Source organism: Halolamina sp. CBA1230, assembly GCF_002025255.2.
Lineage (GTDB): Archaea > Halobacteriota > Halobacteria > Halobacteriales > Haloferacaceae > Halolamina.
Window position 1 is genome coordinate 109,701 of record NZ_CP054587.1, and the last position, 19,448, is coordinate 129,148.

A 19,448-nucleotide genomic window follows, 5' to 3' on the forward strand; every position below is an offset into this window, starting at 1 on the left:
TGTGCCCGTCGTGGAGGATTCACTGCGAGTGGCTTATGTGGATGGGGCAAAACGCTACCCGTATGAGTGAGGATGGGACCCCGAACGGGCGGCCAGTGCTGGGGACGCTGCTCGACCCGTCGGGCGACTCACAGGCACGCGAACTCTCGCTGGCGCTGGCGCGGGAGGCGGGCGAGCCCGTCCGCTTCCTCTCACCGCTTCGTGCCCCCGACACACAGGGGGTATCAGCGCCCGCGACGCCGGCCGACGGTCCGCCGGTTCGGTTCGCGTGCACCGAACGCACGGCCGGGACGGGGCGATCGCCGGCCGACATCGTCGCGGCGGACGCGACCGAAGTGGGCGCCGACGTCGTGACGCTCGAACGCCCGGCCTCGGAGTCCTCCGGCGCGGGGATCCGCCGCGGGACGACCGACCGGATCGTCGCCAACAGCCCGGTCGACACCGTCGTCGCCAACGGCTGTGGCGACCTGGAGGGGCTGGCGTCGATCCTCGTCCCCGTCTCCGGCGGCCCCCACACCGAACTCACGGTGCGGGTGGCCCGGGCGCTGGCCGAGCACGAGAACGCCTGGATCGAACTGTTCACGGTCGTTCCCGAGGACGCCGACGCGGACCAGCGCTCCGAGGGCGCGGAGCATCTCGCGGAAGCGCGCCGCTGTCTCGGCGAGTTCGAGGAGTTCGACACGTGGCTGTATGAGGCCGACGACCCCGCGGCCGCGATCGCCGAGCAGTCGGCGTACTACGACGCCGTCGTGATCGGCGCGCCGACGGAGAGCCGGCTGAAGCGGATCGTGTTCGGCTCGACGCCCGACAGCGTCGACGAACGCGTCGATATCCCCGTGATCACCGCGGCCTCGAAGTAGCTACCCGAGGAACAGGTCGACCATGTTCCCCGAACTAGTCCCCTTGTACAGCTCCGAGTAGCCACAGTTCGAGCAGGTCACCACCTTGAAGCTGCGGTTCTGGACGTCGAACATCTTCGAGAGCCCCGTCCCACTGGTGGCGATCTCGTCGATCTCCGTCTCGCTGTGACCACATTTCGGGCAGCCGCTCTCGTCGTCGCCGAGGTCGTCGGTCGGAGGGCACATACGACCCCTCGTTAGACCGAGGCCAGCAAAAAACTACCCCAGACGCCGAAACCGATTTCGGGAGCGCGCCCCGTCCTCGAACCATGCCCGCCGCTGGAGCGCTGTTCGCCCTCCTGCTCGTCGCGTCGATCGCTGGGACGATCGGGCTCTGGTACGTGATCGACCGCGAGACCGACGACAACCCGCGGATGGATTGGTCCGACGCCGAACGCGCGGTGCGCCAGGACACCGACGAGAGTGGCGAGAGCGACGCCCGAACCGACGTTGGTGACGACTGGGGGAGTGACGCGGAGTGGGGTGTCGAAACGGACGATCGGCGGTAGCGCAGGCGGCTACCCGTCCAGTTCGTCGACCAGGTCGTCGGCGACGCCGGTGTAGCCCGCGGGCGTGAGGTCGCGGAGCTCCTGCCGAACGTCCTCGTCGACGTCGAGGTCGTCGAACAGCTCCCGGAAGTCGGCGAGCGTCACCCGGCGGCCGCGGGTGAGCTCCTTCACGCGCTCGTACGCCTCGGTGTCGCCCTCGCGGCGGAGGATCGTCTGGACCGCCTCGCCGATGATCTCGGGGGTGTTCTCGAGCTCCTCGCGCATCACCTGCTCGTTGGGGACGACTTTCCCGAGCCCGGCGGCGGTCTTCCGGTAGCCGAGCAGGCAGTGGGCGAACGAGGCGCCGACGTTGCGCTTCACGGTGGAGTCCGAGAGGTCGCGCTGGAGCCGGGAGGAGGTGACGTAGTCACGGAGGAAGGTGAGGTCCGAGTTCGCCTTCGAGAGGTTCCCCTCGCTGTTCTCGAAGTCGATGGGGTTCACCTTGTGGGGCATCGTCGACGACCCCGTCTCGGAGTTCTCGCTCTCCTGGCCGAGGTAGCGGTCCGACACGTAGCGCCAGATATCCCGGTCGAGGTCGAGCAGGACGTTGTTCACGCCCGAGAGCGCGTCGAACAGCGCCGCGAGATCGTCACAGGGGTTGATCTGCGTGGCCAGCGGTGTGTGCTCGAGGCCGAGACTGTGGACGAACGCCGTCGAGAACGCGCGCCAGTCGATGTCGGGGTAGGCGGCGACGTGGGCGGCGTACGTTCCCGAGGCGCCGGCGAGCTTCCCGGAGAGCTCGTCGGCTGCCTCTCGGACGCGTGCCTCCGCGCGGCCGAGGCGGGCGGCGAACACGGCCATCTCCTTGCCGAACGTCGTCGGCGTCGCGGGCTGGCCGTGGGTGCGCGCGAGCATCGGCACGTCGCGGTGGTCGCGGGCCATCGCAGTCAGCGATTCTCGCACGTCCTCGATCGCGGGCAGGAGTACGTCCTCGACGGCACCTTTCGCGTTCAGTCGGTGGGCGAGGTTGTTCACGTCCTCGCTGGTGAGCCCGAAGTGGATCCACGGGTGGAGGCGCTCGGGCGTCTCGGTCCGGAGGAAGTACTCGACCGCTTTCACGTCGTGGTTGGTCGCCGCGAACTCGTCGGTGCCCTCCGTCTCGATCCGTTTCACCCGCGCGGCGTCGTCGGCGTCGAACTCGTCGACGACGTCACAGAGGTGGCTGCGATCGGCAGTACTGACCTCGCAGTCGACGCCGTCGCGATCCGTCAGGGCGAGCAGGTACTCCACCTCGACGCGCAGGCGGGCCTCGATCAGTGCGGCCTCGCCCGCGTACGGCACCAGATCCGCGGTCTTGCCGGCGTACCGGCCGTCGAGCGGCGAGACGGCCGCCAGCGGCGACTCCCGGGGGAGATCGTGCATGGCGAACGCTCGCCCGGGCAGTCACAAAACCCTGCCGGAGCACCGCCGCCCGTGTCGCACTTCCGTGCATACGTGTGGCGCTCGACGGACGAATCACCTCCGAATCTATGCTCGAACGTGGTTATCGTCGCTCGCACGATCGCAACGCTCTTTGCGCGTTCGGCCCCGGAGACGCACATGAAGATCGCCGGCATCGCGGGCAACCGTGGTCGAAACCTCCTGCACATTGCGGACATCGCGCCCGGCGGCGCCGAGCTCTCGGTCGTCGTCGCGAACGGCGAGGACGCGCCGGTGCTGGACGGCGCACAAGAGCGCGACATCCCGAACGTCGCGGTCGAGCGCGGGCCCGACGAGTCCCGCGAATCCCACGAGGAGCGCATCCTCGACGTCCTGGCGGAGCACGAGTTCGACCTCGTCTGCCTGGACGGGTTCATGCGGATCCTGAGTCCGGAATTTCTGGACAGTGTGAACACTGTGCTCAACGTCCACCCGTCGTTGCTGCCGGCGTTCCCCGGCGCCGACGCCCACGGGCAGGTGATCGACGCGGACGTCCGGACGGCCGGCGCGACGGTCCACGTCGCCACCGAGGCGCTCGACGAGGGGCCGATCGTCACCCAGGAGTCCGTGCCGGTGTTCGAGGACGACGACGAAGGCTCGCTGAAGGAGCGGGTGCTGTACGAGGCGGAGTTCGAGGCGTACCCTCGGGCGATCCGGTGGTTCGCCGAGGGGAAGGTCGAAATCCAGCGCAACGAACAGGGCGACCCCGTCGACGTCGACATCGCGAGCGACACGAAGGGTGACCTCCCGACGCGCCGGACGGTCTCGAACCGCCGCGAGGACACGCTGCGCTACGGCGAGAACCCCCATCAGGACGCCGCGGTGTACGCAAGCGACGCGAGCGAGGAGCCGAGCGTCGTCCACGCAGCACAGCGCAACGAGGGCGCGAAGGATCTCTCCTACAACAACTACAACGACGCCGACGCCGCGCTGAGCCTCGTCAAGGAGTTCGAGGCGCCCGCGGCGGCGGTGATCAAACACACCAACCCCGCGGGCTGTGCGACCGCCGACTCGCTGGCCGAGGCGTACCGCGACGCGCTCTCGACCGACGCGAAGTCCGCCTTCGGCGGCATCGTCGCGCTCAACCGCGAGTGCGACGCCGAGACGGCCGCGGCGGTCGCCGACTCGTTCAAGGAGGTCGTCGTCGCGCCGGGGTACACCGACGACGCGCTCGACGCGCTGACCGAGAAGGAGAACCTCCGTGTGCTCGACGTCGGGAACCGCGCCGAGAACGGCCGACTTGGCCCCGAGGACCGCACCGAGCGCTTCAGCGAGAAGGCGCTCGTCGGCGGGCGACTCGTCCAAGAGCGCGATCGGTCGACGCTGACCCGCGATGATCTGGAGGTCGTCACGGAGCGCGAACCCACCGACGAGCAGATCGAGACGATGCTGTTCGCCTGGAAGACGCTCAAACACGTCAAGTCCAACGGCATCCTGATCGCCGACGGCACCGAGACCGTCGGCGTCGGGATGGGACAGGTGTCCCGCGTCGACGCGGTGACGCTGGCGGCGATGAAAGCCGAGAACGACGCCGAGGGGAAATCCGCCGAGGGCGCGGTCGTCGCCTCGGACGCGTTCTTCCCGTTCCCCGACGCCGTCGAGGAGGCCGCGGAAGCGGGCGTCGAGGCGGTGATCCAGCCCGGCGGCTCGGTGAACGACGACGACGTGATCGAGGCCGCGAACGAACTGGGGCTGGCGATGGTGTTCACGGGCCAGCGCGCGTTCCGGCACGACTGACCGGCCGCGTCCGAAACGGCCAAACGCCCACCGGCCGCAACGTCGACCATGCAGTACCACGAGGCCGCGAACTTCCTGTTCGACCTCCGGCGGTTCGGGGTGGACCCCGGGGTCGAGGCGGTGCAGGACCTCCTCGCGGCGGTGGACGTCGATACAGGCTCGCCGGCAACGGGAGCCGGCGAGGACCACGAGGCCGAGGGTTCGGGCCCCGCCTACGTCCAGGTCGCCGGCACCAACGGGAAAGGGAGCACCGCCCGCATGGTCGAGTCGGCGCTGCGGGAGGCCGGGCTCTCCGTCGGCCTGTACACCTCCCCGCATCTCGAAGCGCTCACCGAGCGCGTCCGGATCGACGGCCGGGAGATGCCCCGTTCTGCGGTCGCCGAGTTCGTCGAGGGGGCCAAACCGTGGCTGGTCGACCGCGCGGCCGACGGCGCGCCGCTCACCTTCTTCGAGGTCGTCACGGGGATGGGCATCTGGCAGTTCGAGCGATCCGACGTGGACGTGGCCGTCCTCGAAGTCGGCCTCGGCGGCGAACTCGACGCCACTTCCGCGGTCGACCCCGTCGCCAGCGCGGTCACGAACGTCTCGCTGGAGCACACGGGCGTGCTGGGCGAGACGGTCGAGGAGATCGCGGCGACGAAGGCACACGTCGCCCCGGAGGGCCGGCGACTCGTCACGGGCACGCAGGGCGCAGCGCTGTCGACGGTCCGTGACGTGGCGGGACAAGTCGATGCGAGCGGCGTGATCACTGTCGGCGACGACCAGTGGAAAGGTGAGGGTGCGACCGAGAGCGACGGCCACGCTGGCGGCGACGCTGCCGCCAGCGGCGCGCATCCTGACGTGACCGTGAGCTACGACGGCCGCGTCACCCACCAGCAGGCAGCGGTCAGCGTGGCGGCCGACGACTGGGCCGTCGACGCCGAGATCCCGCTGCTCGGCGAGCATCAAGCAGAGAACGCCGGGATCGCCTGCGTACTCGCGCGACAGGTCGGCGACGAACTCGGCGTCGACGTGGACCGGACCGCGCTGGAGCGCGGGCTCGCACGCGCGGACTGGCCCGCCCGGTTCGAGGTGATGGCGCAGTCGCCGCTGACGGTGCTCGACGGCGCGCACAACCCCGAGGCCTGCGGAACCGTGACGGCGACGCTGTCGACGTTCGACTACGACGACTGCCACCTCGTCGTCGCGGCGATGCACGACAAGGACACCGCCGAGATGGCCGCCGCGCTGCCCGACGGCGCGCGAGTGACCACCTGCGCGCCAGCGACCGACCGCGCGGAGGACCCCGAGGTGCTCGCCCGCACGTTCGAGGAGGCGGGGTACGACGACGTGCGCTCGACAGGCTCCGTGGCGAACGCGCTCTCGCTGGCCCGCGAGGACGCCGACGAGGGTGACGCGCTGCTGGTGACTGGCTCGCTGTACGCCGTCGCGGAGGCGCGAGCGACGTGGACCAGACTCCAGATTCCCAAACGTGTCGACTCGATCGACGAGGCCGAGACCGTCCTCCGCGACGCGCAGGTCTCCGAACCCGGCATCTGGCGGATGCGCGGGAAGGCCGACCACCGCGTGCTGCACACCCGCGTCCAGCAGCGCCAGGCCGAGTACCTCAAACAGGAGATGCTCTCGCTCGACGGGGAGTGCTCCGCCTCCGCGCTGCGCGCCGGCGGCGAACTCCACGACGTGGTGCTCTCGGGGACGATGGCGCAGTTCAAGCGCCTCGGCGAGAAGCTTCAGGGCCAGCCGTGGGGACTCTCCGAACTGGGCGCGGAGATCCGCGAGTCGCTGGGGATCCAGCACAGTCCGCCCGAGCGCGACCTCCCGTGGCCCCAGGACCGAACGGCGGTGATGGGTGTGCTGAACGTCACGCCGGACTCGTTCCACGACGGCGGCAAGCACTACGACGTCGAGGACGCGGTGGAACAGGCCGAGGCGATGGCTGAGGCCGGCGCCGACGTGATCGACGTGGGTGGGGAGAGCACCCGCCCCGGCGCTGACCCCGTCGAGATCGAGGAGGAACTGGATCGCGTGCTGCCGGTCGTCGAGGAACTGGCCGGACTCGACGTACCGATCTCGGTCGACACGCGCCGGCCCGAGGTGGCCCGCGCGGTCGTCGACGCCGGCGCCGACGTGCTCAACGACGTGGAGGGGCTACAGGACCCCGAGATGCGCCGCGTGGTCGCCGAGACGGGGGTGCCGGTCGTGCTGATGCACTCCATTGAGGCGCCCGTGGACCCGAGCACGGAGGTCCACTACGACGACGTGGTCGAGGAGACGATCCGTGCGCTGGGTGACCGGCTGCTGGCCGCCGAGAAGGCCGGCGTCGACCGCGAGCAGGTGATCGTCGACCCCGGGATCGGCTTCGGGAAGACGGCGCGGGAGTCGTTCGAACTGCTCGATCGCCTGGGGGAGTTCGAGGCGCTGGGCTGTCCGCTGCTGTTCGGCCACTCCCACAAGTCGATGTTCGAACTGACCGGCGAGGAAGCGGGCGACGCGCCGCACTCCACGGTCGCCGCGACGGCACTCGCGGCCCGGAACGGCGCGGATATCGTCCGCGTCCACGACGTGGCCGAGAACGTCGCTGCGGTGAACGTCGCCGACGCCGCCGATGATCCGGAGGGGTTCGAGCCGTGAGCGACGGTTCCGGCGACGGCGAAGTCGGGAACGAGAGCGACGACGAGTTCGGCCCCTACGAGGCGGTGTACGCTCACCCCGAGGGCGACTCGACGGTCGCTCGACAGGTCAAGACCGCCGCGGAGTACGGGTTCGAGGGGGTGGTCGTCCGCACGCGCGAGGCCGAGTACGATCCGGGGACGCTGGCCGAGCGCCACGGGATCGACGTGGTTCGCGGGGTCGAGATCGACGCCGAGGACCCGCAGGGCGCCAGCGGCGCAGTCGGCAACCATCGGGGCGACTGCACCGTCCTGCTGGTCCGCGGCGGGACGGACGCGCTCAACCGCTTCGCGGTCGAGCAGAACCGCGTCGACGTGCTGACCCGGCCGTTCGACGGCGAGGGCGACGTGAACCACGTGCTCGTGAAGGCGGCGATCGACCACGACGTCCGGATCGAGTTCGACCTCGGCGCCGTGCTCCGCGACGACGGCGGGACACGGGTCCGACGGCTCAGAAAACTCCGGAAACTCCGCGAACTGGTGGAGTACTTCGACGCGCCGTACGTCGTGAGCGCGACGCCGACTTCCCACCTCCGACTGCGCGCGCCGCGGGAGCTCGCGGCAGTGGGCGAGCAGATCGGCCTCGGTGCCGAGGCGGTCCGCGACGGGCTGGCGGAGTGGGGTCGGATGGCGGCACGGAACCGCGAACGCACGTCCGATTCCTTCATCTCTCCGGGGGTCCGACGTGGGAGGCACGAGGAATGAAACGCTCTATCGAGGAACACGCCGAGCGGTTCTCCGCCGCGGCCGCGGAGTACGACGAACAGCAGGACAGCGAGGAGTACGGCGCCTGTGCGTCGATGGTGATCGAGGCTGCCAACCCCGGGCCCGAGGAGACGGTGCTCGACCTCGGGACTGGCACGGGCGCGATCGCGCTCGCGCTGGCGTCCGACGCCGGGCGCGTGCTCGGCCGGGACATCAGCGAGGGGATGCTCGCCGAAGCCCGGGGGAAGGCCGAGGAGGCCGGCCACGAGAACGTCGCGTTCGGCGAGGGCCGGTTCCGTGAGCCGAACGTCGACGACCCGATCGACGTGGTCGTCTCGAACTTCGCGATGCACCACCTCGCCGACGAGGAGAAGCGCGAGGCGATCCAGGTCATCGCCGACCTCGAGCCGCGGCGGTTCGTGCTCGGCGACGTGATGCTCTCGGCGGCGATCCCCGATGGCGAGGAGGCGTACTCGCCGGAGGTCGACGACCCCGCGACCGTCGGCGTGCTGGTCGAGGCGCTGACCGACGCCGGGTTCACCGTCGCCGACGCGACGCTCGTGAGCGACCAGTACGGGGTGCTCGTCGCCGAACGATGAAACACCTCCCCAAACACCTCCAGCCGCGCTGGCGCTACCTCGCAGTGGCGATCGAGACGTGGCCCGACGCCGAGGTCGGGCGACGCTCGTTCCAGCGCGAACTCTGGTACGCGGGCCAGAACCTGCTGGGCGACCCGGGCAGCGCCGACGCCGATCTGCGGCTGCTGCGCTACGACGTGGCCGAGGGCAGCGGCGGCGCGATCGTCCGCGTCCGGCGTGGCGAGGTCGACGCCGCGCGGGCGGCGATCGCCTGCGTCGACGAGGTGAACGGCCATCCGATCGGCCTGCGCGTCACCGGCGTCTCGGGCAGCGTCGACGCGGCTTCGGAAAGCTATTTAGGCGATCCAGCCGGCAGTTCCACACAGAGAGAGGTCGCGTTCGAGGGTGCCGACTACCCGGCCCGGATCCGCAACGGCGTCGTCGACGTCGAGGCCGAGGCGGGCCCCATCGGCGCGACCGTTCACGATATCGAGTGACCATGCAAGGACAACAACAGCAGGCCTACGACCGCGGTATCACCATCTTCTCGCCCGACGGGCGCCTCTACCAGGTCGAGTACGCCCGCGAGGCGGTCAAACGCGGGACGCCGAGCGTCGGCGTCCGAACGCCGGAGGGCGTCGTGCTCGCGGCGGACAAGCGCCGCCGCTCGAAGATGATCGAGCCGGATTCGGTCGAGAAGCTCCACAAGGCCGACGAGCACATCGGCATCGCCAGCGCCGGCCACGTCGCCGACGCGCGCAAACTCATCGACGTCGCCCGCCGGGAGGCACAGGTCAACCGCCTGCGCTACGGCGAGCCGATCACCGTCGAGACCCTCGCGAAGACGGTGACGGACTTCATCCAGCAGTACACGCAGTACGGCGGCGCCCGCCCGTTCGGCGTCTCGCTGATCGTCGGCGGCGTGACGAACGGCCGCCCGCGCCTGTTCGAGTGCGACCCCAGCGGCACCCCCTACGAGTGGCAGGCGCTCTCCGTCGGCGCGAACCGCACGGACATCCGCGACCACCTCGAAGCCGAGTACGAGGACGACATGACGCTCTCGGAGGGCGTCGACCTCGCGCTCTCGGCGCTGTCGGTCCACGACGACGAGGAGATGACCCCCGAGGGCGTCGACCTCGCGACCATCGACGCCGACACCGAGGAGTACGTCCACCTGCCGCCCGAGGAGGTCCAGACCCATCTCGCCGAGCGGGATCTGCTGGCCGAGGACGTCGACGACGAGGAGCCGGACGACGACGCGGCCGAGTAACGCCGCGATGGCGTACGAACCCGCGAATCGCCCCCGACGGTCGACCGTTTTCTGGAGCTCCGCGACGCCGCCGAGATGGCCGAACGCTCGCGCGAGGCAGTCGAACGTGGACTCCCGAACAGCCTCTACGCCGTGACGGTCGTCGACGACGTGGGCGAGACGGTGGGGATGGCCCGGATCGTCGGCGACAGGGGGAGCGTGTTCCACGTCTGCGACATGGCGGTCCATCCGGACCACCAGCGACAGAGGCTGGGGAGCCGGATGATGGATGCGCTGATGGACTGGATCGACGAGAACGCACCCCCGACGGCGTACGTGAACCTCATGGCTGACGTCGACGGCTTCTACGAGCAGTGGGGGTTCGAGCGGACGGCGCCCGCCTCCAAGGGGATGTACTACCGCGTTCCCGGGGAGTAGCGTCGGCGTACGGCGGGCTGTCGAGGTTCTCTTTGGCGCGTCCGTGATCGGCCAGAACACGATCGCGGCGTGGCGCTCGTTGACGGCGGTACAGAGACCGCCGTGGCTCGCGAGCCGCGATCTATCAGTACACGATCACGGCATGGGTTCTGTCGTCGCACGCCGGAGCGCGCGACAGGTCACGCGCCGTGATCGGTTAGTAACACGACCGCGGCGGAGACTCCGTGTTCGCGACACGGAGGTCGCTCACGGTCGTTCGCCGCGGTCTATCAGAACACGATCACGGCATGGGCTCCGTCGTCGCACGGCGGAGCGCGCGACAGGTCACGCGCCGCGATCGGTCAGAAACACGATCACGGCATTGGTTCGGTCACGGCGACACGGGGGTCGCCGTAGCTCACGCGCCGCGATCGGTTAATACTCCTCGTACGCGAGGTTCATCAACCACTGCGAGAACGCGTCGGACTGCTCGTCGATCTCCTCCTCGCCGATGAACGGGGTGAGCATATCCCCGGCCATCAGCAGCGAGAAGTCCAGATCCCGCGTGCGTGGCTTGAGGAGGTACGTGTTGTGCCCGTCGTACACCGCTTCCTCGCGCTGGATCAGCTCCTCCTCGGCGAGCCCCTCCGCGATGCGGCTCCCCTTCCGGGAGGAGATGTCCAGTTCCTTCCAGAAGTCGCTCTGGTAGATGCCGCCGGAGTCACGGATCAGCTCCAGGGCCCGCCGCTCGTCTTCGCTGAGGTCGTACTCGGCCGCGCTCATGTGTGTCCCGGTTCACGGGCCGGAGGTTAAAGGCTACCGTCCCCACGGCGCAACCGTTATCCGAGCCAGCCTCCTACCTTGTACCGAAATGAGCTCCCAGAGCGAACTCACCGAGGAGGAGGTCCGCGAACGGGTCGAGGAGGTCCTCGACGAGAACGAGGTCGTCCTGTTCATGAAGGGGAACCGCCTGATGCCCCAGTGTGGCTACTCTCAGCGCGCGGTCCAGCTGCTCTCGCAGCACCGCGCGGAGTTCGAGACCATCGACGTGCTGCCCGCGCTCCCGCAGTATCGGGCCGTGCTCGAGGAGAAGTCCAGCTGGGAGACCATCCCGCAGACGTTCGTCGACGGCGAGTTCGTCGGCGGCAGCGACATCCTCGCCGAACTCGACGAGCGCGACGAGCTCGCCGAGACGGTCAACGCTAGCGCCTGAACGCGCGCAACAACAGCTAAAAGGCTAGACGGCCTAGCAACCGGCGTACTCGCCCGGTTTCGCCGCTCGCCGGCCATCGAACTCCCACACCAAACCCATCCCACACCCACAAATGACTGGTCGCGTATTTCGACTCCACTCGACCCTCGAACTGCCACTCGAAGACCTCGAAGAGTTCCTCGAAGACCCGGATCTTCCACCTGAACTCGACGACGTCGAACTGACCCGCAGGAACAACACCCTGATCCTGAAAGCCGTCGCGGAGGACGCGGACATCGGGAAGTACACCCCGACCGCACAGCTGAAAGCCAGCGTCTCCGAGACGCGTGTCTACGAGGAGGAGCCGCCCAAAACCGCCCCGACGTGGGGCCAGGAGGAGGAGGAGGAGGAGATCCCCTCCGAGCTCGTCGAGTTCGCCTGCTTCAAGGGCGACCGCGAGACGGTGCTCCAGAACAGCGCGCTGCGGTTCCCGATGTTCCTCGTGCTGCGGGAGCTCGCGCTCATCTCCGAGAAGGGGACCCTCACCGCCGTGCTCGAGAAGGACGACGACCTCCAGGCGGTCCGCATCGTCGAAGGCGAGGAGCGCCCCGCGAGCGTCGAAGTCGTCGAGAACCCACGCCAGGGCAACGGCGAGGACGGCGGCGTCAACTGGCGGGACAACGAGTTCATCAGCTAACGCGGCGACTTTTCCTCCGGCTCGGCGGGCCGTATCGAACACAAGAGCTTTCAGCGCCCCGCTAATTAGATGTAATTACCGATGAGCGAGTTCCCCGACTACCTGGACGTCGATTACACCGACGGCGAGGGTGAGTCCCCCGAGGACTACCCGAGCCTCGAGCACAAGATCGAGAAGGCTATCGAGGTCACCCGGCAGGGGCTGGAGCAGTACGAGAACCCCGCGATCATGTGGACCGGCGGGAAGGACTCAACGCTCACGCTGTACTTCGTGAAGGAGGTCGCCGAGCGCCACGACCTCGAAGTGCCGCCCGCCGTCTTCCTCGACCACTACCAGCATTTCGACGAACTCATCGACTTCGTCGAGCGCTGGGCCGACGAGTGGGATCTCGACGTCTACTTCGCCCGGAACGAGGATATCGGCGAGTACGTCGACGAGCACGGCCTCGAGCCCGGCGACGACATCGATATCTCGGAGCTCAACGAGCAGAACCGCCACCACGTCGAGAACATCCTCGAGTACGAGGAGGAGACGTTCCCGTTCCTGCTCGACACGTACGTCGGCAACCACCTGCTGAAGACGGTGCCGCTGAACAACGCGATCGAGGACCTGGAGATCGACGGCATCGTCTCGGGCGTGCGCTGGGACGAGCAGGAGGCCCGCGCCGACGAGACGTTCTTCAGCCCGCGCCACGACCCCGACATCTACCCGCCCCACGACCGCATCCAGCCGATCCTCCAGTTCGACGAGCGCGCCGTCTGGGACTGTTTCTGGCACTACGTCGTGCCCGACACCGTCGAGGACTACCCCGACGAGGGGCACGTCCCCGACGACGCCGACGACCTGCCCAACGGACTCACGCAGGACGACATCCCGGTCTCGCCCAAGTACTTCGCCGGCTTCCGCTCGCTGGGCTCGGAGATCTCGACCGAGAAGAGCGAGGAGGAGCCCGCGTGGCATCAGGACCTCGAGAACACGACCGAACGCGCCGGCCGCGCCCAGGACAAGGAGGACCTCATGGAGCGCCTCCGCGACCTGGGCTACATGTAACGCCGGCGGCGCCACCTGCCGCCGTCAGCCGCTGGAACTATCTTTTTCGCGCCCGTGGGTGGAGTATTTTTGCTACATTACTACCTACCTGAATGTTTAAGATATATTTTTGTTAGAATAGATACAGTAATGAAACATGGAATCAAACAGTTCCAGCGTGGCGGCGTACCTGGCGGAGCACCCGAAGATGGCGGGCGTCCTGTTCACGGCGACGCTCCTGCTCTCACAGGCGGGGACTGCCGTGGCGGGAACTGGGGGGACGACGAACGGGCCGTAGTTCCGGAAATGTGAGGCGAAAGCCTCGGCTTCAGCGCGGGAGCTATGTCAAAAGAGCGGGTCCGGCGTCGCCGGCGGCGTCCGCTTGTGCTCGCTCTCCTCGTGCATCTGTACGACGTACTCGACGTCATCAAGCGCGGTGTCGGTGAGTCGCGCGGTCGCCTCGGCGGGGACGCCGCCGTCGACGTGGAGCGCGAGGATGGCGTCGAGCGTGTCGTAGTCGACACCGAACTCCTCCTCGTCGGTCCCGTAGTCGACCATCCCACCGGTCGGCGTCTTCTGGACGAGGTCCGTGTCGACGCCGAGGTGGGCGGCGACCTGCCGCACCTGCTGTTTGTAGAGGTTACCGAGCGGGTTGCAGTCGACGCCGCCGTCGCCGTACTTCGTCACGTAGCCGGTCCCGAGCTCGGCGCGGTTGCCCGTGCCGAGGACGAGTTTGTTCTCGAAGTTGCCGACGAGGTAGTTGAGCGTCATCCGGACGCGAGCGCTCGTGTTGCCGACGTAGCGCCCCTCCCAGCGTCCCTCGGACTCGTCGTCGTGTTCGGCGTCGTACGTGTCCAGGATTTCCTCGACGATCGAGTCGACTCCGAGGACGTCGTAGGTGATGCCGAGGTCCTGGGCGACCTGCTCGGCGTCGCTCATGTTCTCCTCCTCGTTGACCTCCTTCGGGAGGAGCAGCCCGTGAACGGCGTCGGCACCGAGCGCCTCGACCGCGAGGTGAGCGGTCGTCGTGCTGTCGATCCCACCCGAGAGGGCGATGAGCGCACCGTCGACGTCCGCCATCTCGACCCGCTCGCGGATGAACGCGGTGAGGTGGTCGACGCGCGCTTCGATCTCCTCCTCGGAGAACCGGAGGTCGATCGGCTCGATCTCGTCTTGGGTCTGCTCGTAGAGATTCGCCATCGATTCAGGGAGGAACACTTCACGACGGAAAAGCCGTACGAAAACGCGACCCCTCCTCCCGACCAGTCGTGAGAGACAGCCCTCGAGGGGTCAGGGGAAGCGGTCGTAGGTGTCCGTCCACTGGAGCCCCTCGTCGACGAGGAGGGGCGCGCGCTCGTTTTCGAACGTCTCCGCGAACTCCTCCCTGCTGAGCGTGTAGCTACCGAGCTCCCCGACCGTGATCCGCTGTTTCCCCCCGTCGGAGGCGTACGTTCTGCCGATCGAGCCGATGTCGTACGCCCGAGTGGGGTACACCGTACAGTCGAACGAGATCGAATCCTCGTCCACGTCGGTCACCTCGTATATGTACAGCGCGCCGGCGTCGGACTGTGAGACCGTCACCCGGCCGTCGCCGACGACGACGTAGTTCTGTCGCGAGATCCGTATCCGCCGGATCACGTCGAGCGCGCCGTGGAAGTCGAAGCCGATGTCGAGCAGCTGTGCCAGATGCCGGCCGGTCTCCGTGGCTTTCGCGTTGCTCACGCTGGTGAGCGTTACCACCCCACCGAACGCGCCGGCGTCGACCAGCGCCTGCCCCTGCTCGTAGGAGGTACAGCCGTTGAGCAGGAACGCGTCCACCCCCGTCCCCGAGAGCGTCCGCAGATCGAGGTAGCCGTCCGCACACTGCACCCCCTCGTCCTCGACGTGGCCGACGTAGTGGAGGAAGCTCGTCTCCTCACGCAGGACCTCCCGGAGTTCGGCCGTCGTCAGGTCGTGGTGGCTCCGGATCTCGAACCGGAGCATATCGAAGAACCCGTACAGCCCCTCGTCCATCTCTTCGAGCATCTCCTCGTCGTTGCAGACGAGCGTCACCGTCGTCGTGCTGTCGTCGGCCGGCTGGCGGTCCAGCCGTCGCTCGTACGCCTCCACGGTCGGCTTCGACGCACCCATCGGGAACTGCTCGCCCACCCAGACGTGGCCGTACGTCTCGGTGTCGATCGGGGAGCGCACCGACTCGCCGAGCGCGTCGGCGTTCTGGGTGGTCCGGGTCGACCGGAGCAGCCCCCGTGGCTCGTCGGTTCGGAAGAACTCCTCGAGCTCGTCGGGTTCGGCCGGCGCGTCCCCCCGGTCGGCGATCGGCGTCGGCGACCGAACGATCGCGAGGTCGTCGACGACGAACGGGAGTATCTCCGCGTTCCGGGCGGTCGGCTCGACGTCCGCGGTGAGATGCCACTCCAACAGGTCGTCGGTGGCGTCCCGCGGCACCGAGAGGTACGCCGCCGTCCGGCGGTCAACGGGCATCTCGTACCAGCGCTCGGGGGCGATCGCCGTCCGCTCGGCCAGCAGCTCACGTTCGTGGAGTTGGACGGAGTAGAGCCCTTCCGTTCGGGTGACGCAGTCGAGCAGGAGGCAGTGCGTTAGCGTGTCGGCGGTGGCCTCGCGCAGGTCGCCCGAAAGCGGGAACGACTCGCCGTCGGCGACCAGGTGTGGCGTCTCGGCGCCGGTGTGGACGGCAGCACCCAGGTAGTACGACAGCGGCGCGACGGTGAACACGCTGCTGTACTCCTCGGGGACGTGGATCTCGATCCCCGTCGCCGGCCGTTCGAGCCCGTCGGCGTCGAACGTGTCGCCGAACTCGAGCAGGGGTGGGTGGCCACGGAGCGTGGGGAACGCTCGCTCGGGCGAGGTGGTCTTGAGCGCCGACGCGAACAGCGAGACCCCCCGTGCGACGCCGGCCGGGGTCTCCGGGACGGTGACGGTGCCGGCCGGCTGCTGGTGGAGCGAACGGGCACCGACGACGACTGACGACCCCTCCTCGACGCTGATCCGGGTACCGTGCTTGGCCTCCGTGATCGTCGCGGGCCCGTCGAAGCGGAGGTAGAGCTTCATCGGGGTGTTGGTCGCCTCGAGAACCGTGCTCCCGGTCACCGACTGCTCGTCGCCCGCCATCAGCTGTCGCTCCCCGTCCTTTCGGAGGTGGTAGTCGATCACCGTCGGGAGGTAGAGCCGGCCGGCCCGGATCCGTGCGGCGTCGTCGACGGGCACGGGGAACGGCTCGATCGACGCCGGCTCGGGAGTGACGGGGGCGGCCTCGACGACGTACTCGACCTCCTCGATCGTGTCGACCACGCGGAGTCCGCGGTCGACGGCGTCGAACTCGATCACGGCTCACCGAACCTGAGTTGGTTCGTGGGGATCGCTCCCGGGAGGTCTGCCCCGTTTCCCGCGTCGACAGCGCGAACGTCGCCGGTCGCACTCCCGCGGCCCTGCCGCTCGTCGCTCGTCGGATCGCCGTCGTGACGGCGCGATGCGACCGAACTACTCATGAATTCCAGTGGAATCTCTCCGATGAAAAAACTTCGCGGTGGAACCGTTCCCGAACCGGTGGCGGTATGTTCCCGCCCCGATTCCCGATGAGTATGAGTTGGGTGAGCCTGTTCTCCGGCGGCAAGGACTCCTCGTGGGCGCTGTACCGCGCCCAGCAGGAGGGGCTGGACGTCGGCCGACTGCTGACCGTCCACCCGGCGGGGGACTCGTACATGTACCACACGCCCGCGACCCGCCTCGCGCGGCTGGCCGCCGAGAGCGTCGGCCTGCCGTTGACCGAGATCGAGCCGGACGACTTCGGCGCCGACGACGTCGAGGACGCGGGCGCACAGGGGGACGCCGAGATCGAACCGCTGGAGGCCGCGCTGGCCGACATCGCGGCCGACGCCGACCTGACGGGCGTCACCGCCGGCGCCGTCGAGAGCGAGTACCAGACCTCCCGGATCGAGGCGCTCTGTGACCGCCTCGAGATCGACCTGTTCGCGCCGCTGTGGCAGCGCGACCCCGAGACCCTCGCGACCGAGATGCTCGATGCGGGGTTCGAGATCACGATCGTCCAGGTCGCGGCCGCCGGCCTCGACGAGTCCTGGCTCGGCCGCACGCTCGACGCCGACGCGCTCGCGGAGCTTCAGGAACTCCACGACGAGTACGGCGTCCACGTGCTAGGTGAGGGCGGCGAGTTCGAGACGTTCGTGGTCGACGGCCCCCACATGGACCGCCGGATCGATCTGGCCCTCAGCACTCGCTGGGAGGGGACTCGAGGTCACGTCGTGGTCGACGACGCGTCACTGGAGTGAACGGATCGGCCGATTCACTGCTTTTACTACCGGGTTATCACTCCCGAACGCCACTCTCGGTACCGGAGGGTTTATAGTGGCTTACTCGTCAGAGACTATTCGTCGCGGTGGAAGGTAACACATGACACTACCGTCATCCTCGACAGTCGACGTCCGAGCCGGGTATCGTTCCAGAGCCAGCCGTCCACGTGTGGGTTACCGAGGTGGTGAGCGCGATGCTTGAACTCGGCGCGGTAGCCCTACCGCTTCAGGCCGAGACCTCCGAGTTCGGGATGCTCTCGCTGCTTCCGCCGCTACTGGCCATCTTCCTGGCGATGATCACCCGCCGGGCCATCCTCTCGCTGTTCCTGGGGGTCTGGTCCGGGGCGGTCATCTACACCGGGGGCCACGGGTTCGTCACGACGCTGACCTGGACCGCCCAGTCCATCGGCGAGAGCCTGTTCAACGCGAAGATCCTGATGATCGTGATGTTCTTGGGGGCAGGGGTCGCCATGATCTGGCGGCTCGGGGGGGCGCTCGCGATCGCCAACGCCGCCACGTCGCGGCTCGACTCACAGCGGAAGGTCGGGCTGGCGACGTGGATTTTCGGGATGCTGTGGTTCTTCGGGGACTACTCCAACACCGCCATCGTCGGCACGACGATGCGCGACATGGCCGACGAGATGCGGATGTCCCGGGAGAAGCTCTCGTACATCATCGACTCCACCGCCGCGCCGGTGGCGACGTTCGGCATCTCCAGTTGGGTGGTGTACCAGCTGAGTATGATCGATCAGGGGTACGAGGCCGCGGGCATCACGGGCGAAGTACCCGGATCGTTCACCATCTTCCTCCAGAGCATCCCGTTCAACATGTACTGCATCTTCGCGGTCGTGATGGTCGGGATCATCGTCCTCACCCAGCGTGACTTCGGCGAGATGCTCGATGCCGAACACCGCTCGTGGAAGGAGGGGAAGGTGCTCCGCGACAACGCGACGCCGATGCAGAGCGCCGAGGACAGTCTGGGCGACGTCGTGACCGACACGCCCAGCCTGCGTTTCTTCCTCATCCCCGTCGGCTCGCTGATCACCGTCGTGTTCGTGGGTGCGGCGTTCACCGGCTACACCGGCGCGGGTGCGGGCGCCTCGTTCATCGACATCGTCGACAACGCGGCGTTCGTCGACGCGCTGCTGTGGGGCTCGTTCACGATGGTCTCGATGGGGATCATCTCGGGCACCATCGCGGGCCTGATGGACTTAGAGGAGGCGATGGAGACGGTGATCGACGGGTTCGGGATGATGCTGACCGCCGCGTCGATCCTGATCATGGCGTGGACCATCGGCGGCGTCACGACAACCCTGGAGACGGGGCTCTACGTGACGAACACCGCCCAGGCGTTCATCAGTCCGACGCTGCTGCCCATCGTGATCCTGTTCGCCGCGGCGGTGATCGCGTTCTCCACCGGTACCTCGTGGGGGACGATGGCGATCGTGACGCCGATCGCGATCCCGCTGGCCTGGAACATCGGCGGCTCGACGCCGGAGCTCCTGCCGGTCGCGGTCGGGACGGTGTTCAGCGGCGCCATCTTCGGCGACCACTGCTCGCCCATCTCGGACACGACGATCCTCTCCTCGACGTTCACGGGGGCGGATCACATCGACCACGTCCGGACCCAGATCTACTACGCGATGACGGTGATCACCGTCGCCGCGGTGATGCTGCTGGTCTGGGGCGCGACCCGGATCACGCCGCTGATCCTGCTCCCGATCGGCGTGGGCCTGCTGTACGGCGTCGTCTACGCGCTCTCGGAGTGGGACTCCAGCCGGAAGGGGATCGAACCGAAGGCATCGACGACCGAACAGACAGTAGCGCCGTCGGACGACTGAGGTGCGACGACGGTCAGTCGCACCTCTGTGACGACTGATCGACTCGGCCGTCCTTTTTTCAGTCGACTTCCTTTTCCGGCGTTGTGCGGGGACGTTTCGGTGGTTCTCTCGTCGACTACTGGAACCGCGACAGCAACCGCATC

At 68.1% G+C, this 19,448-nt stretch carries 21 protein-coding genes; 15 read left to right on the forward strand and 6 right to left on the reverse strand.

What is annotated here, in order from left to right; translation table 11 throughout:
- The first annotated feature begins 62 nt into the window (after window positions 1-62).
- Window positions 63-860, forward strand: a complete 798-nt coding sequence (locus B4589_RS00590) for a universal stress protein (protein WP_158081120.1) — start codon at window positions 63-65, stop codon at window positions 858-860.
- Here B4589_RS00590 and B4589_RS00595 read toward each other — a convergent pair whose 3' ends face one another.
- Window positions 861-1,085, reverse strand: coding sequence for a zinc ribbon domain-containing protein (locus B4589_RS00595; RefSeq protein WP_079232432.1), 225 nt, complete (start codon window positions 1,083-1,085; stop codon window positions 861-863).
- Between the two features lie 83 nt (window positions 1,086-1,168).
- On the opposite strand from B4589_RS00595, the gene B4589_RS00600 reads away from it, so the two are divergent.
- A complete protein-coding gene (locus B4589_RS00600) occupies window positions 1,169-1,408 on the forward strand; it encodes a hypothetical protein (RefSeq protein WP_079232433.1) in 240 nt (79 codons plus the stop codon).
- A gap of 9 nt (window positions 1,409-1,417) precedes the next feature.
- Here the strand turns inward: B4589_RS00600 and purB are convergent, their stop codons facing one another.
- Complete coding sequence (gene purB / locus B4589_RS00605) at window positions 1,418-2,809, reverse strand: adenylosuccinate lyase (protein WP_079232434.1); 1,392 nt, start codon at window positions 2,807-2,809, stop codon at window positions 1,418-1,420.
- Window positions 2,810-2,986: 177 nt separating this feature from the next.
- Here purB and purH point away from each other — a divergent pair, with 177 nt between their 5' ends.
- From purH to B4589_RS00640, 7 genes are read left to right on the forward strand one after another with little or no spacing between them, the layout of a single operon-like run.
- Window positions 2,987-4,603: a bifunctional phosphoribosylaminoimidazolecarboxamide formyltransferase/IMP cyclohydrolase gene (gene purH, locus B4589_RS00610; RefSeq protein ID WP_079232435.1), complete on the forward strand. Its 1,617-nt coding sequence runs from the start codon at window positions 2,987-2,989 to the stop codon at window positions 4,601-4,603.
- 48 nt (window positions 4,604-4,651) lie between these two features.
- Complete coding sequence (gene folP, locus B4589_RS00615; protein ID WP_079232436.1) at window positions 4,652-7,234, forward strand: dihydropteroate synthase; 2,583 nt, start codon at window positions 4,652-4,654, stop codon at window positions 7,232-7,234.
- On the forward strand, window positions 7,231-7,977 hold the full coding sequence (locus tag B4589_RS00620) for an RNase P subunit p30 family protein (RefSeq protein ID WP_079232437.1): 747 nt from the start codon (window positions 7,231-7,233) through the stop codon (window positions 7,975-7,977). Before folP ends, B4589_RS00620 begins: the two co-directional genes overlap by 4 nt.
- Window positions 7,974-8,576, forward strand: a complete 603-nt coding sequence (locus B4589_RS00625; RefSeq protein WP_079232438.1) for a class I SAM-dependent methyltransferase — start codon at window positions 7,974-7,976, stop codon at window positions 8,574-8,576. The genes B4589_RS00620 and B4589_RS00625 overlap by 4 nt, the downstream gene beginning before the upstream one ends.
- The gene (locus B4589_RS00630) at window positions 8,573-9,052 is read left to right on the forward strand and encodes an Rpp14/Pop5 family protein (protein WP_079232439.1); all 480 of its coding nucleotides are present in this window, start codon (window positions 8,573-8,575) and stop codon (window positions 9,050-9,052) included. Before B4589_RS00625 ends, B4589_RS00630 begins: the two co-directional genes overlap by 4 nt.
- 2 nt (window positions 9,053-9,054) lie before the next feature.
- The gene (psmA, locus tag B4589_RS00635; protein WP_079232440.1) at window positions 9,055-9,825 is read left to right on the forward strand and encodes an archaeal proteasome endopeptidase complex subunit alpha; all 771 of its coding nucleotides are present in this window, start codon (window positions 9,055-9,057) and stop codon (window positions 9,823-9,825) included.
- 51 nt (window positions 9,826-9,876) lie between these two features.
- Window positions 9,877-10,242, forward strand: a complete 366-nt coding sequence (locus tag B4589_RS00640) for a GNAT family N-acetyltransferase (RefSeq protein WP_255246153.1) — start codon at window positions 9,877-9,879, stop codon at window positions 10,240-10,242.
- A gap of 414 nt (window positions 10,243-10,656) precedes the next feature.
- Here B4589_RS00640 and B4589_RS00645 read toward each other — a convergent pair whose 3' ends face one another.
- On the reverse strand, window positions 10,657-11,004 hold the full coding sequence (locus B4589_RS00645; RefSeq protein WP_079232442.1) for a MarR family transcriptional regulator: 348 nt from the start codon (window positions 11,002-11,004) through the stop codon (window positions 10,657-10,659).
- Window positions 11,005-11,092: 88 nt separating this feature from the next.
- Here B4589_RS00645 and B4589_RS00650 point away from each other — a divergent pair, with 88 nt between their 5' ends.
- The 4 genes from B4589_RS00650 (at window position 11,093) to B4589_RS00665 (ending at window position 13,437) form a co-directional block, all read left to right on the forward strand.
- Complete coding sequence (locus tag B4589_RS00650) at window positions 11,093-11,434, forward strand: glutaredoxin (RefSeq protein ID WP_079232443.1); 342 nt, start codon at window positions 11,093-11,095, stop codon at window positions 11,432-11,434.
- A gap of 112 nt (window positions 11,435-11,546) precedes the next feature.
- Window positions 11,547-12,110 (forward strand): hypothetical protein, encoded by a 564-nt coding sequence (locus tag B4589_RS00655; RefSeq protein ID WP_079232444.1) that lies wholly within the window; start codon window positions 11,547-11,549, stop codon window positions 12,108-12,110.
- Window positions 12,111-12,191: 81 nt separating this feature from the next.
- Complete coding sequence (locus tag B4589_RS00660; RefSeq protein ID WP_079232445.1) at window positions 12,192-13,160, forward strand: phosphoadenosine phosphosulfate reductase family protein; 969 nt, start codon at window positions 12,192-12,194, stop codon at window positions 13,158-13,160.
- A gap of 136 nt (window positions 13,161-13,296) precedes the next feature.
- Window positions 13,297-13,437: a hypothetical protein gene (locus B4589_RS00665; RefSeq protein ID WP_176330484.1), complete on the forward strand. Its 141-nt coding sequence runs from the start codon at window positions 13,297-13,299 to the stop codon at window positions 13,435-13,437.
- A gap of 47 nt (window positions 13,438-13,484) precedes the next feature.
- Here B4589_RS00665 and B4589_RS00670 read toward each other — a convergent pair whose 3' ends face one another.
- The 3 genes from B4589_RS00670 to B4589_RS00680 all read right to left on the reverse strand — a co-directional run bounded on the left by B4589_RS00670 (window position 13,485) and on the right by B4589_RS00680 (window position 16,645).
- On the reverse strand, window positions 13,485-14,339 hold the full coding sequence (locus tag B4589_RS00670) for an NAD+ synthase (RefSeq protein ID WP_079232446.1): 855 nt from the start codon (window positions 14,337-14,339) through the stop codon (window positions 13,485-13,487).
- A gap of 90 nt (window positions 14,340-14,429) precedes the next feature.
- Window positions 14,430-16,484, reverse strand: coding sequence for a hypothetical protein (locus B4589_RS00675; RefSeq protein ID WP_079232447.1), 2,055 nt, complete (start codon window positions 16,482-16,484; stop codon window positions 14,430-14,432).
- Window positions 16,481-16,645, reverse strand: coding sequence for a hypothetical protein (locus tag B4589_RS00680; protein WP_158081121.1), 165 nt, complete (start codon window positions 16,643-16,645; stop codon window positions 16,481-16,483). Before B4589_RS00680 ends, B4589_RS00675 begins: the two co-directional genes overlap by 4 nt.
- Before the next feature lie 87 nt (window positions 16,646-16,732).
- On the opposite strand from B4589_RS00680, the gene B4589_RS00685 reads away from it, so the two are divergent.
- Both B4589_RS00685 and B4589_RS00690 read left to right on the forward strand, forming a co-directional pair.
- Window positions 16,733-17,443, forward strand: coding sequence for a diphthine--ammonia ligase (locus B4589_RS00685; protein ID WP_079235131.1), 711 nt, complete (start codon window positions 16,733-16,735; stop codon window positions 17,441-17,443).
- Between the two features lie 215 nt (window positions 17,444-17,658).
- Window positions 17,659-19,305: a Na+/H+ antiporter NhaC family protein gene (locus B4589_RS00690; RefSeq protein WP_079235132.1), complete on the forward strand. Its 1,647-nt coding sequence runs from the start codon at window positions 17,659-17,661 to the stop codon at window positions 19,303-19,305.
- Window positions 19,306-19,448: the final 143 nt, after the last annotated feature.